The organism is Rhodococcus sp. P14 (assembly GCF_000256505.1).
In the GTDB taxonomy this organism is placed as follows: Bacteria; Actinomycetota; Actinomycetes; order Mycobacteriales; family Mycobacteriaceae; genus Rhodococcus; species Rhodococcus ruber.
Genome location: NZ_AJFC01000346.1, coordinates 1 through 3597 on the forward strand (window position 1 = coordinate 1; position 3597 = coordinate 3597).

At 71.8% G+C, this 3597-nt stretch carries 4 protein-coding genes; 3 read left to right on the forward strand and 1 reads right to left on the reverse strand.

All coding sequences use genetic code 11. From position 1 onward, the window contains the following. The 3 genes from OEY_RS0124575 to OEY_RS0124585 all read left to right on the forward strand — a co-directional run. Nucleotides 1–2050: NAD-glutamate dehydrogenase domain-containing protein (locus tag OEY_RS0124575; RefSeq protein ID WP_010596398.1), on the forward strand; the 2050-nt coding region annotated here is incomplete at its 5' end. A gap of 51 nt (nt 2051–2101) precedes the next feature. Beyond that, nucleotides 2102–2536 (forward strand): acyl-CoA thioesterase, encoded by a 435-nt coding sequence (locus OEY_RS0124580; RefSeq protein ID WP_010596399.1) that lies wholly within the window; start codon nt 2102–2104, stop codon nt 2534–2536. Continuing rightward, nucleotides 2529–3233, forward strand: a complete 705-nt coding sequence (locus tag OEY_RS0124585) for a hypothetical protein (RefSeq protein ID WP_010596400.1) — start codon at nt 2529–2531, stop codon at nt 3231–3233. The genes OEY_RS0124580 and OEY_RS0124585 overlap by 8 nt, the downstream gene beginning before the upstream one ends. A gap of 47 nt (nt 3234–3280) precedes the next feature. Here the strand turns inward: OEY_RS0124585 and OEY_RS0124590 are convergent. Beyond that, a partial coding sequence (locus OEY_RS0124590) for a DUF3459 domain-containing protein (RefSeq protein WP_010596401.1) occupies nt 3281–3597 on the reverse strand: 317 nt, incomplete at its 5' end.

Sequence of the window (3597 nt, forward strand, 5' to 3'; positions counted from 1 at the left end):
GCTCGGCGACGCCTTCGCCTCCGGCGGCTCCGCCGGCTACGACCACAAGGCGATGGGCATCACCGCCCGCGGAGCCTGGGAGAGCGTCAAGCGGCACTTCCGTGAACTGGGCGTCGACACCCAGAGCGAGGACTTCACCGTCGCCGGCATCGGCGACATGAGCGGCGACGTGTTCGGCAACGGAATGCTCCTGAGCACGCACATCCGGTTGGTGGCCGCGTTCGACCATCGGCACATCTTCCTCGATCCCGATCCGGAGCCCGCCGCTTCGTACGCCGAGCGGCGCCGCCTGTACGAGCTGCCCCGTTCGTCGTGGGCCGACTACGACACGGACCTGATAAGCACCGGCGGCGGGGTATGGGAGCGCTCCCTCAAGTCCGTCCCCCTCAGCGCCGAGGTGCGGAGCGTGCTCGGACTCGACAACGACGTCACCGAGCTCTCGCCCCCCGAACTGATCCGCGCGATCCTGCGCGCCCCGGTGGACCTGCTGTGGAACGGTGGCATCGGCACGTACGTCAAGGCCGCTCCCGAAACCGACGCCGACGTGGGCGACAAGAGCAACGACGCGGTCCGCGTCAACGGCGGCACCCTCCGCGCCCGGGTGGTGGGGGAGGGCGGCAACCTCGGCGTCACCCAGCGCGGCCGCATCGAGTACGCCCGGGCCGGCGGCAAGATCAACACCGACGCGATCGACAACTCCGCCGGGGTCGACTGCTCCGACCACGAGGTCAACATCAAGATCCTGCTCGACTCGATGGTCACCGCCGGCGCGCTCGCCGCCGCCGACCGCAATCCGCTGCTCGAATCCATGACCGACGAGGTCGGGCGAATCGTCCTCGAGGACAACATTTCCCAGAACAACCTGCTCGGCTACTCCCGCACCGGCGCCCCCACGATGCTCGCGGTGCACCAGCGGCTGATCGCCGATCTCGTCGCCGAGCGCGGGATCGACCGGTCCCTCGAGGCGCTGCCCGGCGACGCCGAGATCGAGCGGCGCCGCCTCGAAGGTGAGGGACTCACCTCGCCGGAGCTGTCCACCCTGCTCGCCCACGTCAAACTCGCCCTCGCCGACGACCTGCTCGACACCGACCTGCCCGACAGCGAGACCTTCGCCGGACGGCTACCCGGCTATTTCCCGAGGCAACTGCGCGAACCCTTCCGCGCCGGCATCCGGTCCCACCCCCTGCGCCGGCAGATCGTCGCGACCATCCTCGCCAACGAGACCGTCGACAACGGCGGGATCAGCTACGTCTACCGGCTCTCCGAGGAGGCCGGCGCATCGAGCACCGACGCCATCCGCGCCTACGCCGCCGTCACCGAGATCTTCGACCTGCCCGGCGTGTGGGCCCGCATCCGCTCCGCCGACACGACCACGGCCGTCGCCGACGACCTGCTGCTCGAATCGCACCGCGTCCTCGACCGGGCGTCGCGGTGGCTGCTGTCGAACCGGCCGCAACCTCTGGCCGTCGGCGCCGAGATCAGCCGGTACCGGGCGATGTTCGCGCGGCTCGCCCCCCGCGTGGGGGAGTGGATGCAGGGTCACCACGTGCAGGACCTGAAGGAGCGCGCCGAGCCGCTGCTCGCGCGCGGCGCCCCCGAGGAGTTGACGTGGGACGTGTTCCGCCTCCTCGACCAGTTCCCGCTGCTGGACGTGATCGACATCGCCGACATCGCCGAACGGGACGAGGCCGAGGTCGCCGAGCTGTACTACGCGATGGACGCGCACATGGGGATCGACTGGCTGCTCTCGGCGGTGACGTCCCTCGAACGCGGCGACCGCTGGCACTCGCTGGCGCGGCTCGCCCTGCGCGACGAGCTGTACGGGTCGCTGCGCACGCTCACCCTCGACGTGCTCGCCACGGCCGAACCCGGCGAGAGCACCCGCGAGATGATCGAGGACTGGGAGCTGACCAACGGCTCGCGGCTCGGCCGCGCGAGGTCGGCGCTCGAGGAGATCTTCCTGTCTGGAAACCTGGACCTCGCGACGCTGTCCGTGGCGGCGCGTCAGGTCAGGAGCATGGTGCGCGCCGGCGCACCCGACAGGAGGTAGACAGTTGAAGCACGCCGGGGCCGACCACCGTGGAGCCGTGGGGACCGCGCAGTGAGCGACGCGACCGAACAGTTCGGCTTCCACACCGCGGTGGAGGTCCGCTGGTCCGACATGGACGCGTTCCAGCACATCAACCACGCGCGCATGGTCACCCTCCTCGAGGAGGCCCGCATCCCGTGGTTGTTCGCCGACGGCCGGCCCACCGTGAACCTGCGGGAAGGCGCCGTGATCGCCGACCTGCACGTGCGGTACCGCGGCCAGTTGCGGCACGAGGACAGCCCCCTGGACGTGCTGATGTGGATCGAGCGGGTGCGGGCGGTCGACTTCACCATCGGCTACGAGGTCCGGCCCGGTGGTGCGCCGGCCGACGCCACGGCCTCCGTCGTCGCCTCGACCCAGATCGCGGCGTTCGACATCGGAACCCAGCGGCTGCGCCGGCTCACCGATCCCGAACGCGAGTACCTGCAACGGTGGCGTCGTGACTGACGCCGTCGGAGCGGCCGGGACGGCACCCGAACGGTGGTTGCAGATCCCGGACCCCGTCGACCGCGCCGACCTCGTCGCGTTCCTCACCCGTGCGGTCCGTCTCGACGAGGCCGCCGTGGTGCGGCTGCGGCAACGGCGCGACGGCCTCCTCTCGGCCTGGGTGAACACCGGATTCGATGCCCTCGCCGTCCGGGTGCTGCGCGGCACGGTCGCCCCGCCGGACACGACCGTCGCCGCGGACGGGCTGCGCGCGATCCTCGTCGCCGCCGGCGACGACGGGGTGGATCCCGGGTGGGCGATGGACTCGGTGTGGCGCGGCGCGCTGCCCCCGGAAACCGGGTACGTCCACCTCGACGACGTTCCCGCCCGCATTCTCGTCGACCTCGCGCAGCGCGGCGTCGCGCTCAGCCGCGAGCAGGGACAGGGACCGCCGTCGTCGCTGCTCGCGCAGGAGGTGCTCGAGGTCGCCGGCGGGGGAGAGCGGGCCGGGGTGCCGATGCGGCTGGTGTTCGCGCTCAACGCGATGGGGTTCGTGCCCACCGGCGGCGCCCGCGCGACGGCGGAGATCGACCTGGACCGGATCGATCCGGCCGAGGTGGTGCGCGTGCGGGCGACGGCGACGTGGCTGCGGCTCGACGCCCGCTACGGATCGGTCTACCTCCGTCGCGGGGGCGGTCTCGGCCTCAGCGTGCGCTGACGCCGCCGGCACCAGGGTGAGTGGCCCGGTCGGCGTGCAGTGTGCCGTCAGATCAGCCACGCCGCGCAGTTGCCGCGCAGCTGTCCGTCCACGAGCGGAGCGCTGGACAGGATCACCGTGCCCGGCGGCATCTCCACCGGGTGCTCGGTGGTGTTGAGGGCGCAGATCAGCCCCCCGGGCCGGCGGAAGGCCAGGCATCCGGGTGGGCTGCCGTACCACTCCACGTCGGGGCCGTCGAACTCCGGCCGTCGCCGTCGCGCCTCGAGCGCCGCCCGGTACAGCGACAGGGTGGACGAGACATCCTCGAGTTGCGCCTCGACGGTCAGCTCGGACCACTCGTCCGGTTGCGGCAGGCACGGCCGTG